We start from the raw sequence: 21246 nt of genomic DNA, 5'->3' as shown, positions 1-21246 counted from the left end.
ACAGCTGCTCCCACCACAGCCATTCGCACATCCACTCAGCCGGTGCGATCCGCCCGCGCTTCGTGGCGCAGCTGTGCCGCACGGATGGTCAAGTAGTCGCGCTCGGGGACGCTCGTCGTGCGGGCGGCGGCCTTGGTGTAGCCGGCGATGGCCGCGTCGATCGCACCGGCCATCTCGTGCAGATGGCCGCGCACGGCGTCGAGCCGGTGGGTACCCGACAGGTGCTCGTCGAGGGTCTCGGCCAGCGCGAGACCAGCTTCGGGCCCCGCCACCATCGCCATCGCCACCGCCCGGTTCAGCGTCACCATCGGGTTGTCCGAAAGCCGTTCGAGCCGGTCGTACAGCGCGAGGATCTTGGTCCATTCGGTGTCCTCGGCACGCGGAGCCTGCGCGTGTAGGACCGCGATGGCCGCCTGGATCTGATAGGGACCGCGCAAGCCGCCGGAGAGGGTGCCGGTGACCAAGGTCGTCCCTTCGGTGATCAGCGCACGATCCCACAGCGCGCGATCCTGTTCGGCCAGCGGGACGAGTTCGCCGTGCGCACCGGTGCGTGCGGCCCGGCGGGCGTCGGTGAGCAGCATCAACGCGAGCAACCCGGTGACCTCGTTGTCGCCGGGCAGCAGCCGGTGCACGGCCCTGGTGAGCCTGATCGCCTCATCGGACAGGTCCGTTCGCTGCAACGTGTGCCCCGAACTGGTGGTATGACCCTCGTTGAAGATGAGGTACAACACGTGCAGTACCGCGCCCAGCCGCTCGCGCCACCGCTGATCGCCCGGCTGCGCGAAGGGCCGCTCGACGGTGGCCAGCTTCTTCTTCGCTCGCGTGATCCGTTGCGCCATGGTCGCTTCCGGCAGCAGGAAGGCGCGGGCGATCTGTTCGGTGCCGAGTCCGCCCACCGCGCGCAGCGTCAGCGCGATGGCGGCGGCGGGCGTCAGCGCCGGGTGGCAGCACAGGAACAGCATGGTCAGCGTGTCGTCGTGGTCCACGGGGATGGTGTCGGTCACCTCGCGGTCGAAAGCCGTGGTCTCCCTGCGCCGCCGGGCCACCTCCGCGCGCACGGCGTCGGCCATGCGGCGCTGCGCGACCTGGATCAGCCATGCCCGCGGATTGTCCGGCAGGCCCTCCATCGGCCACTGGGTCGCGGCCGCGAGCAGCGCTTCCTGCAGCGCGTCCTCGGCGGTGTCGAAATCACCGAAGCGGCGGACGAGCGTTCCGAGGACCTGCGGCGCCAGTGCGCGCAGCAGGTCCTCGGTGCTCGCCGGGAGCGGTGTGTCGTCGGGCACCGCACTCCGGTCGCTCATTGCTCGGTGGCGGGGGCGCCCATCACCGCGCGAACTTCGATGTACTCGCCGATCGGTTTGCCCCCGGGGCCGGGGGCGGCGGAGGCCTGCGCCGCGATCTCGTAGGCCCGCTCGGGGCTGTCCACGTCGACGATCCAGTACCCCGCCAAGAACTCTTTGCTCTCCGGGAAAGGCCCGTCCGTGACCACCGGCGCCGACCGGCCGTCCGAACTGACGATCCGTGCCTCCTCCGGCCCGGCCAATCCCTGCGCGTCCACCAACTCGCCCGCCTCGGCCAGTTGCGCACCCAGCGCGCGCTGGAAGTCTATGTGCGCCTGGATCTCTTCCGGGGACCATTCGTTGATCGGTGTGTCGCAGTACTTGGTGGGTGCGTAGGTCTTCAGCAGCATGTATTTCATGGTCGATTCCCTCTCCGGCGTTCGGTCGCTGGGAGCGCTCCGGTGGCGCCCGCGAGGAGGTCGGAGCACGTCGCGTGCGTTCGACACATCTCTTCGGTGATGCACATCACAGCTCGGCCGAGGTGTCGGCCAGCCGATCCGGATCGACCGGTTCGCCCGCCAGGATCAGTTCCTTGATCCGGTCGGTCACGTCCCAGACGTTCACGTTCATCCCGGCGAGCACACGGTTGTCCCCGTCGAGCCAGAACGCCACGAACTCGCGTGCCCCTGTGTCGCCGCGCACGACGACCCTGGCGTATTCGCCCGGCGCGGCGTACCCGGTGTACTCCATGCCCAGGTCGTACTGGTCGGTGAAGAAATACGGCAGCCGGTCGTAGGAAGCCTGCTTGCCGAGCATGGTCGCGGCGGCGACCGCGGGTTGGTTGAGCGCGTTGGCCCAGTGCTCCACCCGGACCCGCCTGCCGAGCACCGGATGCTGCTGGGCGGCGATGTCACCGACCGCGACGATGTCCGGATCGCTGGTGGCCAGGCGTTCGTCGACCAGTACGCCGCCGTCCACGGCGAGACCGGCGTCGGCGGCCAGTTCCACGTTCGGGCGCGCGCCGACTGCGACCAGCACCGCATCGGCTTCGATCGTGCTGCCGTCGGCGAGCCGTACGCCGTTGGCGACCGCGGTCGCGATTGCGTCCTCGGTGGTGATCGCCTCGACCTGCGCGCCGAACCGGAAGTCGACGCCGTTGGCCCGGTGCAGATCGGCGAACACCTCGCCCATCTCCGGTCCGAGCACCGCGAGCAGCGGCAGGTCGGCGTGTTCGACGATGGTCACCTCGACGCCCGCCGCCCTGGCCGCGGCGGCGACCTCCAGGCCGATCCAGCCCGCACCGATGATGACGAGCCGCCGCGTCGCGCTGCCGAACAGCTCGATCAACGTGTCGGAGTCCTCGATGGTGCGCAACGTGTACACGTTCGGCGCGTCGGCGCCGGGAACGGGCAGTGTCCGCGGCGTGGAGCCGGTGGCGAGCGCGAGCTTGTCGTAGGACAGTGTGGAACCGTCGGGCAGGGTGACCGTCTTGGCCGCGGGGTCCAGCCCGGTGACGGTGGTGCCGAGGCGGATGTCGATGTGGTGGTCGCGATACCACTGCGCGGGATCGACGATGAATTCCGGCAGCGCCTTCTTCCCGAGCAGATGCTCCTTCGACAGCGGCGGCCGGTGGTAGGGCAGGTGCTCCTCGGCGCCGATCAGTGTCACGCTTCCCTCGAAGTCCTTCTCGCGCAAGGCTTCCGCTGTCTTGGCCGCGCCCAGTCCGCCGCCGACTATGACGAAATGCTGGTCAGAACTCATCGCGGACTCCTTCTCCGAAGGGAACCAAGCTCCTGCCGGTCAACCCTACTGGCAGCCGTGCGCCCCGCTCGGGAAAACGGATGCCGCGGGTGGGAACGAATCGCGCGCCGCCGTGGTTGCTCGGTAGGGCGGCGCAGTGTGCGGCCGCCTGTCCGCATGCGATCGAGAGGAAGCCGCCCGTGACCGACGAAGCCACCAAGGACGTCGCCGATTTCTGGTTCGACCCGCTGTGCCCGTGGTGTTGGATCACGTCCCGCTGGATCCTCGAGGTCGAGCAGGTGCGCGACATCGAAGCCCGGTTCCACGTGATGAGCCTGTCGGTGCTGAACGAGGGCAGAGATGTGCCGCCGCAGTACAAGGAACTGCTCGACACGGGGTGGGGCCCGGTCCGCGTCGCGATCGCCGCGGCGCAGGAGCACGGCGACAAGGTGCTGTCGCCGCTGTACACCGCGATGGGCACGCGCATCCACAACCGGCGGGCCGAGTACGAACGCGAGAGCCGCAAGGAGACCCTCGCCGCGGTGATCGCCGACGCGCTGGCGGAGGTCGGTCTGCCCGCCGAGCTGGCCGCGGCCGCCGAGAGCACCGACTACGACGAGGCGCTGCGCGAGAGCCACCACGCGGGCATGGACAAGGTGGGACCGGACGTCGGCACCCCGACCATCCACATCAACGGGACCGCGTTCTTCGGTCCGGTGCTGTCCCGTATTCCCCGCGGCGAGGAGGCGGGCAAGGTCTGGGACGGCGCGGTGGCACTGGCGTCCTACCCGCACTTCTTCGAGCTGAAGCGCACGCGGACCGAAGATCCGTCGTTCGACTGAGCACCCGCGCCCGGGTGCCGTCGCGCGGCACCCGGCCCGGTCAGAACGCGGACTTCGGCGGGCTCGCGGGCACCTGGCCGTAGGAACTCGCGTACCCGCCCGCGGGCACACCGGCGCCCGCGGGCGGGGCGGGGCGCAGGAACAGCTTCCCATGCCTGCTGCGATCGCGCAGCGCCCACATCCGCCAGGTGAGCACGGGGTGGCTGGACAGAGCGTTCACCATCCAGACGAAGAAGCCCTTCTCGACGGCCGCCCGGTCGGCCATCTCGTCGAAGCCGACCAGCCGGTTCATGTACTTGCCCGCGGCCAGGGTGCCCATGGCGGCGGACGCGCCGGTGTGCCGGTTGCAGAAGCCGTGGTTGTCGGCGGTGTATTCCTGCGCGCGGATCAAGCTGTTGCCGACGACCGGCAGGAACGGCACCAGGAACATGCCCAGCTGCCGCCAGTACGACGTGTGCCCCGCCGCTATGTGACCGACCTCGTGGCCGATGATGAACGCCAGCGCGTCGGGTTCGCGTGCGGCGCCGCCGATCTCGAACAGATCGCTGTAGACCACTACGTAGCGCCGGAACCCGTGCCCGCTGGCGAACGCGTTGATCTGTCCGTTGCCGAGCACCACGTACGCGTCCGGCACCTTCGCCATGCCGAAGCGAGCGGCGGCGTCCACCACCATCTGATAGCCCTCGGGGAACTGGGTCGGCGACATCTTCACGCCGTTCACCCGCTGGCCGGCGTAGTTGATGCCGCGACCGAACCACAGCAGCAGCGGGGCGGCCGCGAACGCGAGGACGTACTGGTCGAAGTTCCCGGTGGCGAGCAGCACCAGCGCGACCAGATACGCGAACACGGTGAGCACCACCACCACTACGAGCATCGGTATCTCCCAGCTGTGCCGTGCGGGCATGCCGAACGGCGACAGACCGCGGGGCTGCCGCTGCGGCGGCGCCGCGGGTGGCACCGGGGCGCCGGGGTAGGACCCATAGGGCGCCGGATACGCAGCCGGGGGCGCGGACGGATAGGAGCCCGAGGTGTACTGCTGGCCGTACGACGCGGCAGGCGTGCTCGCGTCCGAGACCCACCCGCCCTGCTGGGCATACGGGTCGGCCTGTCGGCCCGCCTGGTCGGACGGCTGGGGTTCGAACGGCTGCATGGAATGAACTCTATTCAGTTGCCGGGAACGGGGTCGGCGCGTCGGCCGTGTCATCGGGCACTGTGGTCGCGAACACAACTGGCGCATCAGTCGATTCGCGCGGGCCCGCCGCGGTGTCAATCGCGGGGCAAACCCTCTCGCCGCCGCGCGGCGGCCACCTGACACAATGCCTGCCATGCGCGTTTACCTGGGTGCCGACCATGCCGGTTTCGAACTGAAGAATCACGTCAAGGCCCATCTGGAGCAGGCGGGCCACGAGGTCGTCGACTGCGGCGCGCTCGAGTACGACGCGCTGGACGACTACCCCGCCTTCTGCATCGAGGCGGCCCGCCGGACCGTCGCCGACCCCGGCAGCCTCGGCCTGGTGTTCGGCGGCAGCGGCAACGGCGAGCAGATCGCCGCGAACAAGGTGCCCGGCGCCCGGTGCGCGCTGGCCTGGAGCGTGGAGACCGCGAAGCTGGCACGCGAGCACAACAACGCGCAGCTGACCGGCATCGGCGCCCGCATGCACTCGCCCGAGGAGGCGCTGGCCATCGTGGACGCGTTCATCTCCACCCCCTGGTCGGGCGAGGAGCGCCACCAGCGTCGCATCGACATCCTGGCCGAGTACGAGAAGACCGGCATCGCACCGGCGGTGCCCGCGTACTGAGCGCACCGAGGTCGTAGTCGGCTGTGCCGGAAGGACATACGCTGCACCGCCTGGCGCGGCTGCATCAGCGTCGCCTCGCGGGCGGTGTGGTGCGCGTATCGAGCCCGCAAGGCAAGTTCGCCGCGGGCGCTGCCCGGGTGGACGGGCAGGTGCTGACGAAGTCCGAGGCGTGGGGCAAACACCTCCTGCACCACTACGACTCGGGCCTGGTGGTGCACGTGCATCTCGGCTTGTACGGCACGTTCACCGAATCCGCGCTGCCGATGGGGGAGCCGGTCGGGCAGGTCAGGATGCGCCTGTTCGGGGAGGCGGACGGGCAGCCGGGCTTCGGCACCGACCTGCGCGGGCCTGCCGCGTGCGAGATCCTGCTGCCGCCGGAGGTGGCGGCGCTCACCGACCGGCTCGGTCCTGATCCGCTGCGGCGCGGCGCCGATCCGGACCGGGCGTGGCAGCGCATCCATCGTTCCCGCAGGCCGATCGGCGCGCTACTGATGGACCAGCAGGTGGTCGCGGGGGCAGGCAACGTCTACCGCGCGGAATTGCTGTTCCGCCATGGGATCTCCCCGCATCGTCCGGGTACGGAGCTGTCCGCGGGCGAATGGGCGGACATGTGGTCCGATCTGGTCGCGCTCATGCGGGTAGGGGTGCGCGTCGGGAAGATGGTCGTGGTGCGGCCCGAACACGATCACGGCGAGCCCTCGTATGCCCCGGATCGCCCGCGCACCTATGTCTACCGCCGCCAAGGCGCCCCGTGCCGTCTGTGCGAGACGCCGATCGCCCATCAGGTGATGCAGGCGCGGAATCTCTTCTGGTGCCCCACCTGTCAACCCGGCTGACCCGGATCGGCCGGGTCAGCCGGCGACGGCGGTGTCGATGGCCGGCTCGTCCGCGAGGGCGAAGCGGCGTCCACCGGCCGTCTTCGCGGAGTACATCGCGCGATCGGCGCGGCGCAGCAGATCGGTGAAATCGAGCGGGCTGCCCGGCGGGTTGTAGGCGGTGCCCACGCTGGCCGACACCGGAACGGGCCCGGCCGACGACCAGACCGGGTCACGCAGCGCGGCCACGATCCGATGCGCGAGGTCACCGAGGTTGTTGTGGTGGGGGTTGGTCGCGAGCACGAACTCGTCACCGCCGTACCGGCAGATCACCGTGTCCGGCGGGCACGCTTCGCGCAGCCTGCCGGCCAGTTCGACCAGCACTTCGTCACCGATCGCATGCCCGTACCCGTCGTTGATCTGCTTGAACCGGTCCAGGTCGATCAGCAGCAACCCGACGCCGCGCGTCGGGTCGGTGGCCATCAGGCGCACCTTGTCCTGCAGCAGCGTCCGGTTGGCCAGATCGGTCAGCGCGTCGTGGGTGGCCTCGTGGCGCAACCGGTGCTGCAGCGCGGCGATCTCCTGCACGCGCAGCGACACCTTGGCCGACAGGTTCTGTTCCTGTTGCGCGAGAGCCCGCTCCTGAAGCGCCTGGGCGTAGCTGTCGATGGCCTGACTGGCGATGAACGGCCAGCGTGTGGCCACCAGGGAGCCGGGCGTGCCGGAGGGGAAGCCGAGCAGCCAGCGCGTGGCCTGCGCCAGCATCCGGATCCGGTCGAACGGCGCCTCGGCGAGCCGGGCCCCGAGCATGCGTGCTTCCGGAACCGGGAACGGCTCGCATCGCGCGAGTGTGAGCAGGCGCTCGACGATCTCGATCAGCACCGGTTCCAACTGCTGGGGCGCCGCGCCCGAACCGGGCTCGGCGCAGACCGCACGGGCCCATGCTCGGGCCATGGCGGCTACCGGGGGCTCGATGTCGGTCGACATCGGACTCACCCGGTGTGGGCGACGTCGGTACCCAGGTGCCCTGTAGTCACACAGGCGCCGGCGTCACCCTGATCGTTCCCACTGCTACGCGGTTGCGTCCACCTGGTTCGGCGCACGTTCACCGCCCCCTTTCCAGATACCCCCGTCCGGCAAAAAGGATCCTAGCAAGCCACTCGGCATCGAAAAGCGGCGATTTGCAACATGTTCTCGACGCCTGGTGAATGGCGATCGGGTATGTGATCGTTCCCGTCGCGTTGGTGTTACACCGGATTCCCGTTCGCTGCAAAATCGCGGCGCGACGCGCTGGCGACACGCTGTACGAGGTGTGCGGAGAGTGGTGCGTGAGCCATGGGGGCGGTCCGGACCGTCCCCGCGCCGCTTGCTTCACGAGAATCTGTTCTCGCACGCGACGTCCTCGTCTTCCCTGTCGAGTGGCGAATGGTTGTTCCGGGCGTGCTCGGGGTGGGCGCCCGCTCGCGGTCCTCGGGCCGAACCGGCTCGGGTACCGTTCGCCGCCCTGTGGCACGATGTCGGGGTCATCCCGCCCTCCCCGCCATCGGGTTGCCGTGCGCTCGGCCGAGGGTTCGCCGGAAAGACTTCTCGGCGCAGACCGCCTGGAACCCTGCTCGGTATCGCGGCCGTGGCTGCGCGACACGCCGCGCGCGGCGGTTGTGACAGCGAGTCGTGCGGTCCTCATCGGAATTCCCTCGAGCGAAGTTCCTGGCGTGACATCTGTGTCATCTGAGTTTCGCCCACCGGAATCCGACACGCCAGAGTTTCAATGAAAAATTACCTTTAAAATTTCCGGCGCGCGCGGTGCCGCGTGCCCGCGCGCCCGCCGTGCGACACTGAATGCGGCAACCCTGGAGCGCTCCGGCGGGCAACCTGCGAGATCGCGCTGCGCGGGGGGCTGATTGGCGTTTCGGAAGTCTGGTTCGGTACAGTCGGATCGCACACGACATCGTGGCGATCCCATCGGTGTCGTATGCCTGCGGGTGTAGTTCAATGGTAGAACCTCAGCCTTCCAAGCTGATGGTGCGGGTTCGATTCCCGTCACCCGCTCCACGGAGCATTCATCCTCGTCGGCGGCCGCCGCGTCGCCGCGAGGGCCACGGGGTGTAGCGCAGCTTGGTAGCGCATCCGCTTTGGGAGCGGAGGGTCGCAGGTTCAAATCCTGTCACCCCGACCATCGTTCGGGGGTGAGGTTCGTGCTCGGATCTCGATCGGCAGGCGGTGCCGCCGCCGCGCCGTCTTGGATCACCGGATCGGTATACCTACGTATCCCAGCGGGTTTCGCCCATGTGGGACGGCGGCCACGGGCAAGGCGAGGAGCCTCCGGAGAAGTACCCGCATCATCGCTTCCGTCTGCCGCTGCGGTCGCTGGGCACCCCGTGGCAACCCTTCGGCACCGGTCCTGAGTAGCCCAGTTCGACGATTCGCCGGCCGTCGCGTTCGACGCGCGAGATCGGGATACGAGACACTCGGGTCGCCGTCACCGGCGCAGCGCTCGAAAGGCTCGAACGATTTTGCCTACTTAAGTATTCGACAGCGCCGGATGGAAATAAGAGAACGGTCGGTTCGCGGCCCGCGCCGTCACTGTTCGGCTTGCCCCTGCGGGCTGGTGGCCACCGGCGGCAGCTCGGAGTGCCGGGCGAACGCCTGATCAATCAGCTCCGACGCGGCGCGGGTGACGATCAACCGGGCGATCGCCAGATCGGTCTCCAGTTTCGTGCGATCCCGCGGGGTTCGTGCGGATTCCTCGTAGGTCTGCCCGGCCAGCCGGTAGAACAACTCGGTGGCGAAGCGGTCGGCGATGCGATCGCAGTCGGCGCGCAGACGTTCGACCAATTGGAACGTGTCCTGCATAGGCAGCCCGGTGTCGTGCAGCCGGGTGGCCAGATCGCAGCACCGTGGATTCGTGACCCGATACGCCTCGAGCGGGTCCTCGCTGGAGGCCAGCGCCTGCTTCGCGTAGTCCGGCAACTCTGCGTAGCCGTCCTGTGGCTCGGTGGTGGCTTCCGGGTCTGCTTCGGCTGCGTTCTGACTCTTCACTCCGAGTACATCGGCGAGTCCGTCGCCACGGTCCCAGGCTTCGAGCAGTTCCCTGATCCCGTTCAGCTTCATGCCCCGCCCCAGCAAGCGGCTGATCGTTTGCAGCCGGTTGAGGTGGTCCGACCCGTAGTACCCGATCCGCCCGCGCACCTCCGGCGAGGGCAGCAGGCCTCGCTCGTGGTACACGCGGACGCTGCGCACGGTGGTGTCGGCTGCCCGTGCCAGTTCGTCGATCGTGAATTCAGAGTCTGCAGCCATGTTTAAAAGGAAACCATAGTCGGGCCCCCGTGGAAAACGGTCCGTTTCATAACGTGCCGTTAAAGACGGTAGCTGGGTGTTGCTTGAAGGTCAACGAGCCGTTGCATAGCGGTACAAAGGGTTGTGTGCTGGGCAACAGTGGGCTACCGTGCGTAGACCAGCTTATCGCGGCTGGGTTCCGGGGACTGTTGAGCAGCCCTGATGACGTCCGATCCATGGGCCACGCACCTGCCAGAGGTGTGTGCTCGGCATCCCCGGAGATGGCTATGAGCATTACGCGAACCCTTCCGATGGACACGGGATCCATTGCGTCAGCAAAGATCTCGTCGATTCCGGCAAAGTCGAACCAGCGGCCCCCGTGCGCCGACGTCCCGGACAACTGGGACATGGACAGCGGGAATCCGGATGCCTGGCGAGCGGCGGTGCGTACCTGCCAGAGTTGCCCGCTGCTCACGCAGTGCCGCCAATTGGCGCAGACGCTGACCACCCGTGGTGACGGTCCCCGCGCGATGATCTGGGCCGGCGTCGCCTATGACAACTCCGGCAGCGTCATCGAGAACCTGGACCGGCATCGCGCCGCGCCGATCGACCACAAGCGCCCTATGCGCATCATTCGCAACGGCCCGCGTCCGCTGCGCACCATATCCACTCTTCCCGCGCCCCGTCGGCACATCGTGCTCGGGCAGCCCCTGAAGCCGACCGGCACCGACGGTCTGTGACTATGCTGCGTGCAGCTTTCCGCGTCGAGTCCTTCGGTGGTGCGTAACTCATGACAGTGCTGGCATTGGAGATCGGGTCGTCGGGCTTCGCGGCGACCCGGGTCGCGGACGATGTCGACACCGACGACATCCGGAGGATCCCGATCCCGGTGACGGGCGCCTGGGATAGATGCCAGGAGCTGCTGCTCGAGGTCGCGGGTGGTGGCGAGGTCACCGCACTCGGCATCGCTTCGGCCGGGCCGATCGACATGGCGGCGGGGGTGATCGCTCCTTCCGAGGTGCCGGAATGGCGAGCCGGTTTCGGCATCGTTCGAGCCGCGCGGACGTTGTTTCCGAAAGCGCAGGTTCCGCTCGCGCTGGACGGCGTCTGCCTGGCGTTGGCGGAGCGAGGTTTCGGCGCGACGAGCGAAGTGATGGACAGTCTGGCGCTCAACGTCTCCGATCGCGTCACCGGCGGTGTGGTCGTCGGCGGCTTCGTGTTGGTGGGGCGTACCGGCAACGCGGGCCACATAGGTCATGTCCTGGTTCCCGGCTTCGACGATCGGTGCTCGTGTGGCGGCCGCGGTTGCCTGGAGGCGGTCGCCGGTGGCCTGGCCGTGGTGCGCTGGGCGCGGGAGCAGGGCTGGGCGGGCGCGTCGGTGCAGGAACTGCTGGACGCCGCCGGCGTGGGCGAGGACATTCCCGCCGCGGCGCTCGGTCGAGCCGGAACGGCGCTCGGCCGCGCGATCGCCTCCGCGGCGGCACTGCTCGATCTCGACCTCGTCGTGCTCGGCGGCTCGCTCGCCGCCGCGGGGCCCGCGCTGTGGAAACCACTCGGCGAGGCGGTCGCCACGCATGCCAGGGTGAGCTTTCTGCCCGGATTGCGGGTGATTCCCTCGCAGCTGGGAGACGTCGCGACGATCATGGGCGCGGGTGTGCTTGCCCTGTCCGGAAAGAATGCCTGATCGATCGCGCGGTGGTGTGATGCCCTGCGCGCGAGCGAATTCGAGCCGCGTATGGATTGCCGCGGGAATGCCGTCGGCTGCGGTCGACGGCTTCCGTTGATCTTGTAGACCAGTTTGCGGTGGATGTGCCGTTGGGCTGCGCGCCGGTCGAAGGGGGGTTCTCCCGAACTGGACGTGAACAAAATGAACTCGGCGGCGCGTGCTTCGTCGACATGGTGGAGACTTCATAAGAACAGGCGGCGATGTCACGGAGTTGATTGCGCCGCTAAATAACGGTACATTGCCTGAGTCACAATGTCTCATACGGGTTGGCGGACCCGGAGGAACGGCTGGTCGGGCAAGTGCGAAGCGAAGTGGCACAGTGATTCCATGGGTGACGATCGAGACGTTGACGCCGGACGGCATGTCCGTGGCGTCGGTGGGGGATGCACCGCGTGAGTTCGCGAGCTGGCAGCGGGTGCTGCAGCGAACCCTGTCCAAAACACCGGCGCTGTACGACAAACTCACGACCGCAGGGCTGACGGAGGCGATCCAGGCCGCGCACGATCAGGCGCAGGACGTCGACCTCGCGATTCAGACGCGGGCGGGGCGGCACCAATTGCTCATCCGCCCGATCTTCGGCCCGGCGGGCGACGTGCACGCGGTGCGACTGTGGCTGGGCCCCGCGTCCGAACGGGTGCCTACGTTGCGCCCGGCGGTGGGCGCCATCTGGGACCTGAGCAGTCAGACCATTCAGCAACCGAGCGGCATCACGCGGCTGTCCGGCAGTACCGCCGAAGAGTACGTCCCTAGGATGTCGATCGCGGAACTGTTCCACCGGGTGTCGAGTTTCGACCGGCACGCCGAGATGCTCGATCTGCTCTACGACCCCAAGCCCGGTGAGCGAATGCAATTCGACACCACCGTGATACACGGATTCGGGCGGCCGGCCCAATGGCGGATCACCATTCGTGCCCGCGACGACGACCGCACGCGCGGCGCTTGGTGGCTGATCGAGGACGTGACCTCGGAGAACGCGCCGGCGGCGTGGCCGACCTTGGAACGAATCGGATTGCGGGAGGCGCATCGCCGGGCGGGTACGCATCTGGCCGTGGTCCAGCTCGAGCACACCAGCATCTCGCACTGGCTCACCGATCCCGCGCCGTGGGTGCGGTGGGACTATCTCTTCCGTCCGGTCGACGTCTTCCATCCGGACGACCGTCCCCGGCTGGCGGAGCTCGGCGAACGGCTGCGGTCGGGCGACAGCTGCGGCGTGACATTGCGGGTACTCAACTACGGCGGCGGTTACACGCCCACGTCGCTGCTCCTCTACCCCTATCCCGGGTACTCCAGCAGACAGCTGGCGATCGCCCAGCTGGTCCGTGTCGCCGACGACGTTCCGTTGCTGGAAACCCCTCGCCAGGTGCTGGAACCGCGGCAGCGCAACGCGCCCATCGGCTACGACGAACAATTGCGTCATTGGCTCGCGGGCCGGATGAAAAGCAACCCCGCCTGCTGACAGTTTAGTTCCCATGAGTGGGAACTACCGGCCGGTTAACAAGGCCTGTGCTCTCTACCATTTCGAGAGTGAGGACAGGCATTCGGGAGTCGGCAGATTCGGGTGAGGCACTGCTTCGCCGGATGGCCGCCCGCCGCCGTCGCGACAACATTGTGGTCGCGGTGCTCGCCGTTCTCGCCGTACTCGGCGGCGGCCACGCGATTCTCAGTGTCTTCGACTCCGGTCCGCCCGCGCCGTCGGATGATTCGACGACGGCAATCGTCGGGCATGCGCAATTGGCCGGTTCTTACGCCGAGCAGTTCGTCGTCGCCTACCTCAGCGCCGTCGCGGGACAGCAGGACCGGATCGGCGAATACGTCGGCTCCAATCAGCAGATCGCGTTGCCTTCGTCAGCGCGTCAAGTCTCCGACCCGTCGGTCGTCTATGTATCGCGCGCGCTCTCGGCGGGCGGGCTCGAAGTCTGGTCGGTGACGGTGTCGGTCCGAGTCGGCAAAGTCGGCGCCGCGACCGCGCCGGACCAGCGGCAGTTCTACCGTGTCGCGGTCTCGATATCCGACGGACGGCTGCGTGCGCTGTCGACACCCGCCCTCGTCCAGGCTCCTTCGAAGGGCGTCGATCTCAAACTGGCCTACGGTGCGCCCTGCGCGCCGGATACTCCGCTCGGACAGGTCGCGGCGGGTTTCCTGAGCGCCATGCTGGCCGGGAACGGTGACGTGGCCCGCTACATCACTCCCGATGCCGGGCTGGCCGCGCTGAAACCGCCGCCCTTCACCGCCGTCGAGCTGACCTCGCTCACCACGGACGATTCGAGCTGCGGCTCCGGCGGCGCGAAGGCCCAAGTGCTGGCCACCGTCAACCCCAAAGCCGATACGGGAGCGACCGCGACGCTGGCCTACCCGCTCACTATGATCCGCAATGCGGGCCAGTGGCAGGTGGTGTCCATAGATCCGATTCCCGCCTTGTCGAGTCCGCTGGCGGTAGTCGTCGGTCAGGATTCCCGTGGCGGAGCGCCGCCCACTTCCACCTCGTCTTCCTCGCCGACGGTGACGATTCCGCCGGCGACACAGAACTGATCCGAGAGGCAGCCCGATGGGTAATCTGAGCAACATCCTCTATGGCATCCTGATCTTTGTCCGATGGGGCGGGATGATCATCATCGCCATCGTGACCATCGGTGTGGTGATTTCCGAGGCAGCGAAATCGAGGTTGTCGCCGGCGCGGATCATCGTCGTCTTCGGATCGGGATTGATGGCCGGGGTGGTGATCTGGATTCTGCCCACGACCATCAACTACGCGCGCACGGACGCGAACCTGATCGTCCCGGATCACCCTATCGGTGGCTATCGATGACCCAAGTCATCAAGGTGTTCACGCCGATCAAACGTGTTCCCACGATGATCGGCAAGGCGCAGAACGGGCAGAAGCTTCCGTTCGGTCCCTACACCCTGCCCCAGGTCGCCGCCGGTGTGGCGATGATGTCGGTGACCTCGGTGTGCGCCATGACTTTCCCGCTCAACCCTGCCGTCACGTTCATCACCGGCCTGGCGCTGACCATCCTGGTGGTCTTCGTGCTGGGCCTCGTCCCTTATACGGGTGTCCGGATGACCTCGCGGGCCCTGTGGCTGGGCAGGCTCATCGTCTACCGCAAGCCGGTGTCCGCCTCCGGTATGCCGATCACCGGCGACTCGGTGCGCCACACCATGTTCATCGAGGAGACCGTGGTCCTCTTGCTGCCCGACCACCCCGGCGCGGTCGTGGCCGCCGAGCCGAAGCCTGGTATCCGCATGCTCGAGGTGGTGAGTGGGGGCGGCAAGGCTACCGACCTGTGGCGGCGGCTGAACGGTAACGACAACGGCAACGGCAACGGCCCGAATCCCGGAGGACGCCCCTGATGGCACTCGGACGAGACCTACAGCCCACCGCGGCGATTCGCGGCAATCTCCAGTTCACCCATTCCGGGCTGGTTACCGCGACCTACTTCATCAATCCGCTCGGCTACGGGCTGCGCAAGGCCAGCGACAAGTACGACGTGAAGCTGGCGCATCACGCGCTGGTCACCAACTTGCCGAGCGGATCGCTGCTGCTGGGCATCCAGGCGCGGCTGAACACCATCGATGTGCTCACCAAGATGGTCGAGGGCGTCGACCTGGACGAGTGCGAGGACTACGCCGACGAGGTGGTCGCGTCCTACGAGCGCGTGTACGCGATCATGCCGCAGACTCGCATCTTCCTGCTGTCGATCCCGGTCGGGGCCAGCAACTCCAGCATGTCCGCGTTGTCGCGGCTGTGGCGGGGCAGCACCACCACCATCGACGCGACGGCGATCTCCCGTGCCGACCTGGACCAATACGACGAGAAGGCGAACGAGATCCTGTCCAGGGTCGGCGGGGACTTCGATCCGGTGCCGGTGCCCGCCGCCCTGTTCCAATGGCTCTGGGAGCACTACCTTTCGCGTGGCGCGGCAGGTGATCCGGTGGCGCCCACCCGGGCGGGCGCGTTGGATGACGCGACGGCGGCGGTGTTCCGCTCCGCGGCGCTCGACGAGGGCGCGCAGGCCGACAGCAACCGGCGTATCCGGCCGTCGTTCGTCCCGGTGGTGAAGGTGGTGCAGCCGGATTTCGAATACCGTCCGTCGTATCAGGCGATGCTGACGCCGCACTCGTTCCCCTACGCGGGCATGACGTTTCCAGGGGGCAGCGAGTTCCTCAACGTGCTGGAGGGTCTCGGCGACGTCACCGTCGACTGGGCCATGCGGATCTCGACCAAGCCCGCCGAGCAGGTCCTCAAGAACAACGAACTCAGTTTGCGCCGGCTGGGCGAGCAGATGGATCAGCGGGATCAGGAGGTCTCCTTCGCGCAGAACACGCTGGCGTCGAAAGCGCGGATGCTCGGCGAATACAACCAGCACTTCGAAGTCAACGGCGGTGAATCGGAGGTTTCGTTCACCACCGTCATCGCCATCGGCGGCCCGTCACGGGACGCCACGATGGATGCCGTCAACACGCTCAAGCGGCGCTACAAGCGTTTCCAGGTCGACATGACCGCGCCGGTGGGCGCGCAGGTCGACCTGTGGTCGATGTTCATACCCGGCAGCGCGCCGCGGCGGGCCTTCGACGATTACGCCCATATCGTCCCCTCGGACATGTGGGCCGGCTTCGTGCCGTTCACCACCAGTCAGATCGGCGACGACAGCGGTCCGGTGATCGGGGTCAACCTGCTGTCCGGCCATTTCGAGCCGATCCACTTCGGCATCATGGAAGCCGCGCTGCACGACCTGTCCGCATCCTTCGCGGTGACCGGCGAACTCGGTTCGGGCAAGTCGTATTTCCTGAAGTTGATGGCCGTGCTGGTACACGACATGGGCGGTCAGTTCCTCGCCATCGACCGCAGTCAAGTCGGCGAATGGGAGCACTTCGCGCGGTCGATCGATGACGCGGTCATCATCGATCTGGCGAATCCCACGGTGTCCCTCGATCCGTTGCGGTTGTTCAACCCGCGGATCGCCGGTGAACGGGCATTGGACTCCATCCTTCCGCTCCTGGATCTGTCACCGACCTCGGGTGCGGGCGCGGCGGCGAGCAATCTGCTGTCACCACGAGGCATGGCCGAGCACAAGATCAAGAGCTTGCTCGATCTGTTTCACGTCGTGCGCCGCTTGCGAGAGCATCCCGAGCGAGGCGAGGAGTACGCCGATCTGGCGGCGCGGCTGGGCACCGTGGTGGAGCGGGTGCCGGTGCTGTTCGATCCCAAGCTGCGACCTCTGCGCCTGGATGCCGCCGCGACGGTGGTCCGCAGTCACAACCTGCAACTGCCGAGCGCCGAGGAACTCACCACCCCGCACCTGTACAACAGGTTGCCGCTGACCAAGCGGCTCGGCACGGCGCTGTACGAACTGGTCGGTGTGGCGGCACGGGAGGCGTTCCTCTCCGACAACGGCAGGTTCGGCCTGCTGGTCGGCGACGAGGCACACCATTTCACGCAGACGCAGGTCGGCTCCTCGGTCACTTCGGATTTCAGCCGTGACGGCCGCAAGCACTTGGCCGCGATCGGGCTCGCCTCGCACGACCCGGCCACGGACTTCCAGGGTGCGGCGCACAACCTCATCCCGAACCGGTTCGTCTTCCGGCAGCGCGACGAGGCGCTGGCGCGCAACAGTTTGGAGTGGCTGGGCGTCGATCTGGAGGAAGCCCCGTTCCTCTTGCAGATCCTGCGCGAAGAGACCTCGCCTCCGGTCGGGCCCGGTCGGCAGATCCCCGAGGAGCGCCGTGGCGAGATGTTCATGCGTGACGCGCTGAACCGCATCGGTCGCGGCAAGGTGCTCGGTCCGGCGCGTCCCGACCGGGCCGCGGCGATCACGAGCACCCCGACCAGCGTCAACAGTGTGCGGTCCAGCCTGCCGGAGCGATTGGTGCGCTGATGAGATCTCTACTCGGCTCGAGCATTCGCACAGATCAGTCTTCTTTCGGGATGCCCTGGGAACCGCAGTTCTGGGACACGGACCGTTGGCGGCCGCAGATAATGTTCCGGCGATTCCGGACTTGGATCGCCGCATCCCGTCGTCGTCGGCGAACCGCGTGGATCGTCCTGGCCCTCTTCGCGCTGTTCGTCTTTCCGGGCCTCGTTCATGCGGTGTCCGGCGCCCAGCCTGGCACCGCGACTCAGGGAACCGCACCCAACGCCGCGACCAGCTGGATGAACATCAGGGACTCCTACGGGGTCAATGTGTCGAGCTATATGTTGGTGGTCGATCGCGGCGGAGTGCTGAATTTGGGCAATTTCGCACTGTGGATCATCCTCATGCCGTTGTTCGCGGTATGGCAGCTCTTATCCATCACAGGGGTCTGGCTCCCGGCCAAGGCGCTGGATTTCCAATGGCTGAACCTGATCAGCGCCCCAGTGCAAGCGATGGCCCGCAACTTGACAACGCAGATCGCGACGCCCCTGATGGCCGCGACGGCGCTTGCGATCGGTGCCTTCTTCGTGGGTTATTTCATCGTTCGTGCCCTGTACGCCAAGGCCGTTACGCAGGTCGTGACGATGATTTTCTTCGCTATCGCAAGCGTGTTCTTCCTGGCGAACCCGTTGGGTGAGGCACTATCCGACCACGGGGTGCTGGTGCAAGGGCGTGACTTGGGACTCTCGGTCGCGGCGGGTCTGAACGGGAACAGCAATCCTAATCCGAACCAATTGGTCGCCACGCTACAAATGACCATGGCGGACAATTTCGTGCGCTACCCGTTGCAGGTGTGGAACGCCGGGCATGTCATAGACAGTAACCCGGCCTGCCGGGCGGCGTGGTCCGCAGGCATGGCGGCAGGCAGCGAAGACCGGGTACGCAACGGGATGAGATCATGCGGCGACAGCGCCGCGTATTCCGCGATGCAGAATCCTGGCGTCGGCCAGATCGGAGCCGGACTGCTGTTGTTGCTGTGCGCGGTCATTCTCTTGGCCTTCGCCGCGTATCTGTCCATCAAGATCATGTGGGCCGCGCTCGACCTCATCTACTACGGGTTCGCGTCGATCTTCGGGTTCGCCGCGGGTGGCTACATCTATGGCCCGACGCAGACGTTCACCGTACGTTGCGTGGTACACGGCTGCATCTCCGGCGCGAAGATGGCCTTCTTCGTCATCGGGCTCGGGGGTTACGAGCTGTTGCTGGGCAGCCTGTTCCGAGCGGCAAACGGACAGATCATGGTGGTGTTCGTCATCGGGGCGGGTGTCGAGATCATTGCCATCATCCAAGTGCGGCGCCTGAGCCGAAATATCGACGAGGCCAACGACTGGGTGACCAACCGTATCGGGGCGGCGATACAAAGCGGCGGATCGTCAGGGGGCGGCGGTGGCGCCGCACTGGGTATGGGCTTGGGCATGGGCAACTCGGGTGCGGCCAACTCCATGTCCGCGCTCGCGATGCTCGGCGCGGTCAGCACCATCAACAGTTCGCCGGTCACAGCGTGGCTCGCCGGGGGGCGCCTCAACCCGTTTAGTCCGTGGTCCTGGCTGGACCATATGGACAAGAAGAACAAGGCGCGGGGCATGAAGACCAAGGACCTGCGAGCGGCCGCACACGCGGGGGTGAACACGCAAGTGCACAACGCGAATACCGCCCGCGACGGCATCGCACGCGCCAGGCGTCGCGCTCGGGAGCTTCGGTTGGCCTCGACTGCGGATAGGGAAGCCGCGTTCGCCGCGCAGAATGTCGTGCATATGACAGGTCTGTCGTCCAATATCCCCTTCGCCCTCCAGATGGCCGGTGTCAGGCAGAGCGTCTTGCACCGGGCCTGGAACGCCGCAACGGATGTCATCAAACATACTGATAAAGAGCCGCTTCAGTCGGGTCATATCGGACATGTCGTTGCCGCTCACGCGCTTTTCGAGAACGATCTGGTGAACGGGCATGATCCGCAAAGGATGATGGCCAGGTTCCATGCCCTGGAGGCCGTCGTCGATCGGTATCGAGGCGATTTTCCCGGCGGTGTCGCTCTCCGGAGTCAGGAATTGGAAGATCTCGGCAGATCGTATGTCCTGAGACCTGAGATGGATTTCATTACAAAGTTGCAGAAAATTGCGAGCGGCGATACCTCGGATACTATCTTGGCGCACGGCACCCATACCGCCGACGTCAACCCCGAACAGGCGGACCGGTTGGGAAAGTGGATCACCAACGAGCATGCGCTTCGAATCCAGGCTGCCACCAATTGGGTAGCACAAGATCCAACCGACCTCGAGCGAGTTCGGGTGCTGCGTGCCGAGATCGACAACGGCACCCAGACAATCCAGTACCAACAAGGGAAGATGAGCACGGGTGCCAACTCGCTCGCGCAACCGGACACTGCTAACAACCCGTTCACACCGCCGGACCCGAGGCATCCAGAGGAGCCTCGCATACCGTGGGATTTGATAGATAATCTCAGAAACAGACGTCCGTGATCTGCAACGGGATTCGAAGCGTATGGCAACGGGTCGAAACGCACAGAAAGGTTACCGATGATCGGTCGTCTCCTGACATTCATGCTGATGCCGATGTGGGTGTGGGTGGTGCTAGGGGGCGTCGGCGCCGTGTTGCTGCTTCTGATGGGCCTGGTGCTGGTCATCGGCGGCGCCACCTCATCGATCGCGTCCGACCTGCATTACCAGTGCGACAGTGCGGTGGGGCCCGACCCTTCCTTGACGGTGACCGCGAGTCGCGCCTCGACGGTGGCGCGGCCGACGGCGCAGAGCGCGCCGACGGGTGGGGTGACCACCGTTCCCACCACCAACCCGTACGCGGAACTGACCATCGCCCCGGACGACACCGGCGCGTCCGACTGGCAGCGCGCATGTGCGACGGCGCTGAAAGACGCGCCGTATCAAAACGCGCCGTTGCTGACGGTGGGCTCGGGAGTCGGCGCCGATTGCGCGCGTCAACTGGCGCTCGCGCAGTCGCGAGGCGCGTCGAGCGGAGCGGAGAGCAGTGCCGGTGCGCGGATGGATGCCGCCGAGTTCACCAGAACGGTGATCTACCGAGCCTCCGCCGCGCAGTCGACGGGGCAGTGCTCACTCACCGCGCCTGTCGGCGCGCAGACGCCGTCGCCGGACGTCGCACGCCCGCAGGACAGTTCGGTTCGGCGAGTGTGCGGACAATCCGACAGCTCGGGCGCCTCGGTCGTCGTACTGCCGAATACCGTGGCGGCGCAGGGTGCCTGCGGTCAGCGGGTGGACCTCTCGGCCGTATCGGCGGGTGATCTGGTCTTCTGGAACTACCGGAACAATGCGCCGACCGAAGTCGGGATCGCGGTCGGCGGCACCACGCTCGTCTTCGTCGATTCGTCGAGCGGAGGCTTGGTGGAACGGTCAATCCCCAGTGCGGACGACGTGCGGGTGAAGCGAGTGCTCGGCAGTGGAATGTGATGAGTAAGCGATGCCGCCAACAGAAGTAGAGCCCCAGATAGAGACCGGCGAGGACCCCGAGGCGACGCCGGGGCCGGTGACGCCGTGGTCGAACCGGCCGGATCAGCAGCGGCAACGGCCGGGTGGGGTGCCGGGACAGCCTGGTAGCCCGTCCCCTGGACCGGGACAGTCCGGCGCTCCAGGGCCGGGCCAGTCGGGGTCCGGTCAACCGAATGGAGCAGGCGATCCGGGTCAGGCCGGTCCGTCGCAGGCCAGTCCGGGTTCGTCTGTTCCGCCTGTTCCGGGTCATGCTGTGCCTGGTCAGCAGGCGGGTGTGCCTGGGCAGCAGTCGGGTCAGCCGGTTGAGGGTGGTCCGGGTGGTGTGGTGGCTCCGCGGGTGGAGTCGGCGCCGCCGGGTGGGGGTGTGGGTCGGGAGTCTGAGC

19 protein-coding genes and 2 tRNA genes are annotated in these 21246 nt (G+C 67.0%); 15 read left to right on the top strand and 6 right to left on the bottom strand.

Annotated features, from left to right (window positions below; genetic code table 11):
- Window positions 1–35: 35 nt before the first annotated feature.
- The 3 genes from ACWEO7_RS30690 to ACWEO7_RS30680 all read right to left on the bottom strand — a co-directional run bounded on the left by ACWEO7_RS30690 (window position 36) and on the right by ACWEO7_RS30680 (window position 3041).
- The gene (locus ACWEO7_RS30690) at window positions 36–1301 is read right to left on the bottom strand and encodes an RNA polymerase sigma factor (protein WP_452428375.1); all 1266 of its coding nucleotides are present in this window, start codon (window positions 1299–1301) and stop codon (window positions 36–38) included.
- A complete protein-coding gene (locus ACWEO7_RS30685) occupies window positions 1298–1699 on the bottom strand; it encodes a YciI family protein (protein WP_452428373.1) in 402 nt (133 codons plus the stop codon). The genes ACWEO7_RS30690 and ACWEO7_RS30685 overlap by 4 nt, the downstream gene beginning before the upstream one ends.
- A 106-nt stretch (window positions 1700–1805) precedes the next feature.
- Entirely contained in the window at window positions 1806–3041 is a 1236-nt protein-coding gene (locus ACWEO7_RS30680; protein WP_452428371.1) for an NAD(P)/FAD-dependent oxidoreductase, read from the bottom strand.
- Window positions 3042–3220: 179 nt separating this feature from the next.
- On the opposite strand from ACWEO7_RS30680, the gene ACWEO7_RS30675 reads away from it, so the two are divergent.
- Window positions 3221–3862 (top strand): mycothiol-dependent nitroreductase Rv2466c family protein, encoded by a 642-nt coding sequence (locus ACWEO7_RS30675; RefSeq protein ID WP_355075946.1) that lies wholly within the window; start codon window positions 3221–3223, stop codon window positions 3860–3862.
- A gap of 40 nt (window positions 3863–3902) precedes the next feature.
- Here the strand turns inward: ACWEO7_RS30675 and ACWEO7_RS30670 are convergent, their stop codons facing one another.
- The gene (locus ACWEO7_RS30670; protein WP_452428369.1) at window positions 3903–5012 is read right to left on the bottom strand and encodes a M48 family metallopeptidase; all 1110 of its coding nucleotides are present in this window, start codon (window positions 5010–5012) and stop codon (window positions 3903–3905) included.
- Window positions 5013–5187: 175 nt separating this feature from the next.
- Between ACWEO7_RS30670 and ACWEO7_RS30665 the strand changes: the two genes are divergently transcribed.
- Entirely contained in the window at window positions 5188–5661 is a 474-nt protein-coding gene (locus ACWEO7_RS30665; protein ID WP_452428368.1) for a ribose-5-phosphate isomerase, read from the top strand.
- 23 nt (window positions 5662–5684) lie between these two features.
- A complete protein-coding gene (locus ACWEO7_RS30660) occupies window positions 5685–6497 on the top strand; it encodes an Fpg/Nei family DNA glycosylase (protein ID WP_452428366.1) in 813 nt (270 codons plus the stop codon).
- A gap of 15 nt (window positions 6498–6512) precedes the next feature.
- Here ACWEO7_RS30660 and ACWEO7_RS30655 read toward each other — a convergent pair whose 3' ends face one another.
- Complete coding sequence (locus tag ACWEO7_RS30655; RefSeq protein WP_452428364.1) at window positions 6513–7463, bottom strand: diguanylate cyclase domain-containing protein; 951 nt, start codon at window positions 7461–7463, stop codon at window positions 6513–6515.
- A 991-nt stretch (window positions 7464–8454) separates the two neighbouring features.
- Here ACWEO7_RS30655 and ACWEO7_RS30650 point away from each other — a divergent pair.
- Window positions 8455–8528: transfer RNA gene (locus tag ACWEO7_RS30650), tRNA-Gly, on the top strand.
- A gap of 47 nt (window positions 8529–8575) precedes the next feature.
- Window positions 8576–8652: transfer RNA gene (locus tag ACWEO7_RS30645), tRNA-Pro, on the top strand.
- A gap of 404 nt (window positions 8653–9056) precedes the next feature.
- On the opposite strand, the gene ACWEO7_RS30640 is transcribed toward ACWEO7_RS30645, so the two are convergent.
- On the bottom strand, window positions 9057–9773 hold the full coding sequence (locus ACWEO7_RS30640; protein WP_452428362.1) for a MerR family transcriptional regulator: 717 nt from the start codon (window positions 9771–9773) through the stop codon (window positions 9057–9059).
- A 266-nt stretch (window positions 9774–10039) separates the two neighbouring features.
- On the opposite strand from ACWEO7_RS30640, the gene ACWEO7_RS30635 reads away from it, so the two are divergent.
- From ACWEO7_RS30635 to ACWEO7_RS30590, 10 genes are all read left to right on the top strand, one after another.
- Entirely contained in the window at window positions 10040–10492 is a 453-nt protein-coding gene (locus tag ACWEO7_RS30635) for a hypothetical protein (protein WP_379254301.1), read from the top strand.
- Between the two features lie 50 nt (window positions 10493–10542).
- A complete protein-coding gene (locus ACWEO7_RS30630; RefSeq protein WP_452428360.1) occupies window positions 10543–11436 on the top strand; it encodes an ROK family protein in 894 nt (297 codons plus the stop codon).
- A gap of 373 nt (window positions 11437–11809) precedes the next feature.
- Entirely contained in the window at window positions 11810–12934 is a 1125-nt protein-coding gene (locus tag ACWEO7_RS30625; protein WP_450019667.1) for a GAF domain-containing protein, read from the top strand.
- Between the two features lie 68 nt (window positions 12935–13002).
- Complete coding sequence (locus ACWEO7_RS30620; protein ID WP_450019665.1) at window positions 13003–14007, top strand: conjugal transfer protein; 1005 nt, start codon at window positions 13003–13005, stop codon at window positions 14005–14007.
- A 73-nt stretch (window positions 14008–14080) separates the two neighbouring features.
- Window positions 14081–14284 carry a hypothetical protein gene (locus ACWEO7_RS30615; RefSeq protein WP_397077124.1) on the top strand — a complete coding sequence of 68 codons (204 nt, stop codon included), beginning with the start codon at window positions 14081–14083 and terminating at the stop codon, window positions 14282–14284.
- Complete coding sequence (locus tag ACWEO7_RS30610) at window positions 14281–14826, top strand: hypothetical protein (RefSeq protein WP_452428358.1); 546 nt, start codon at window positions 14281–14283, stop codon at window positions 14824–14826. Before ACWEO7_RS30615 ends, ACWEO7_RS30610 begins: the two co-directional genes overlap by 4 nt.
- A complete protein-coding gene (locus ACWEO7_RS30605; protein WP_452428356.1) occupies window positions 14826–17351 on the top strand; it encodes an ATP-binding protein in 2526 nt (841 codons plus the stop codon). The genes ACWEO7_RS30610 and ACWEO7_RS30605 overlap by 1 nt, the downstream gene beginning before the upstream one ends.
- Before the next feature lie 50 nt (window positions 17352–17401).
- On the top strand, window positions 17402–19864 hold the full coding sequence (locus tag ACWEO7_RS30600) for a hypothetical protein (protein ID WP_452428355.1): 2463 nt from the start codon (window positions 17402–17404) through the stop codon (window positions 19862–19864).
- Between the two features lie 57 nt (window positions 19865–19921).
- A complete protein-coding gene (locus ACWEO7_RS30595; protein WP_452428353.1) occupies window positions 19922–20824 on the top strand; it encodes a hypothetical protein in 903 nt (300 codons plus the stop codon).
- A 212-nt stretch (window positions 20825–21036) separates the two neighbouring features.
- Window positions 21037–21246, top strand: a 210-nt coding sequence (locus ACWEO7_RS30590; RefSeq protein WP_452428351.1) for a hypothetical protein, incomplete at its 3' end; no start/stop codon positions are given.

It is taken from the genome of Nocardia sp. NPDC004260, from assembly GCF_053603155.1.
The sequence above is the reverse complement of the archived record's forward strand: the minus strand, read 5'-3'. Positions and strand labels throughout refer to the sequence as shown.